Origin of the sequence: Streptomyces sp. C, assembly GCF_000158895.1 — a bacterium.
Taxonomy (GTDB): Bacteria; Actinomycetota; Actinomycetes; order Streptomycetales; family Streptomycetaceae; genus Streptomyces; species Streptomyces racemochromogenes.
Map to the genome: position 1 here is coordinate 5,762,224 of NZ_GG657750.1, position 1,209 is coordinate 5,763,432.

The 1,209-nt window shown below is 58.0% G+C and carries 1 protein-coding gene and 1 other annotated feature (1 of these 2 only partly in view); the gene reads left to right on the forward strand.

Annotated elements, in window-relative coordinates; genetic code table 11:
• Positions 1 to 231: 231 nt before the first annotated feature.
• Positions 232 to 399 carry a hypothetical protein gene (locus SSNG_RS42340; RefSeq protein WP_165365026.1) on the forward strand — a complete coding sequence of 56 codons (168 nt, stop codon included), beginning with the start codon at positions 232 to 234 and terminating at the stop codon, positions 397 to 399.
• Positions 400 to 427: 28 nt separating this feature from the next.
• Positions 428 to 1,209, forward strand: a sequence feature (mutual gap in cmsearch alignment for this rRNA model is longer than 100) (it continues 2,262 nt past the right edge of the window).

Genomic DNA, 1,209 nt, shown 5'->3' on the forward strand with positions numbered 1-1,209 from the left:
GGGGGTGGGGGTGACGAAAGTCGGTAACACCCGAAGCCGGTGGCCCAACCCGTAAGGGAGGGAGCTGTCGAAGGTGGGACCAGCGATTGGGACGAAGTCGTAACAAGGTAGCCGTACCGGAAGGTGCGGCTGGATCACCTCCTTTCTAAGGAGCACAGTACCGATTGCAGACAAACGTTCTGCACGGTCAGCTCATGGGTGGAACGTTGATTATTTGGCACGGTCTTCTGGATGGATCACGAGTACTGCTTCGGCGTGGAAAGTGAGTCACTGAAAGAGATCGTGCCTGGCACGTTGTTGGGTCCTGAAGGCACGGCCGTCTGGTCAGTCTTCAGCGCCGGCCCCAGTGAACTTGTTCCTTTCGAGGTGCAGGGTGATGGGTGGCTGGTCGTTGCTTGAGAACTACACAGTGGACGCGAGCATCTGTGGCCAAGTTTTTAAGGGCGCACGGTGGATGCCTTGGCACCAGGAACCGATGAAGGACGTGAGAGGCCGCGATAGGCCCCGGGGAGCTGCCAACTGAGCTTTGATCCGGGGGTGTCCGAATGGGGAAACCCGGCAGTCGTCATGGGCTGTCACCCACTGCTGAACACATAGGCAGTGTGGAGGGAACGAGGGGAAGTGAAACATCTCAGTACCCTCAGGAAGAGAAAACAACCGTGATTCCGGGAGTAGTGGCGAGCGAAACCGGATGAGGCCAAACCGTATGCGTGTGAGACCCGGCAGGGGTTGCGCATGCGGGGTTGTGGGAATGAGCTTCAGTCGTCTGCCGGCGGCTGGGCGAGTCAGAAACCGTTGATGTAGTCGAAGGACATGCGAAAGGTCCGGCGTAGAGGGTAAGACCCCCGTAGACGAAACATCAGCGGCTTGCTTGCTCATCTCCCAAGTAGCACGGGGCCCGAGAAATCCCGTGTGAATCTGGCGGGACCACCCGCTAAGCCTAAATATTCCCTGGTGACCGATAGCGGATAGTACCGTGAGGGAATGGTGAAAAGTACCGCGGGAGCGGAGTGAAATAGTACCTGAAACCGTGTGCCTACAAGCCGTGGGAGCGTCGGGATCTTCGGATCCTCGTGACTGCGTGCCTTTTGAAGAATGAGCCTGCGAGTTAGCGGTGTGTAGCGAGGTTAACCCGTGTGGGGAAGCCGTAGCGAAAGCGAGTCCGAATAGGGCGATTGAGTTGCACGCTCTAGACCCGAAGCGGAGTGA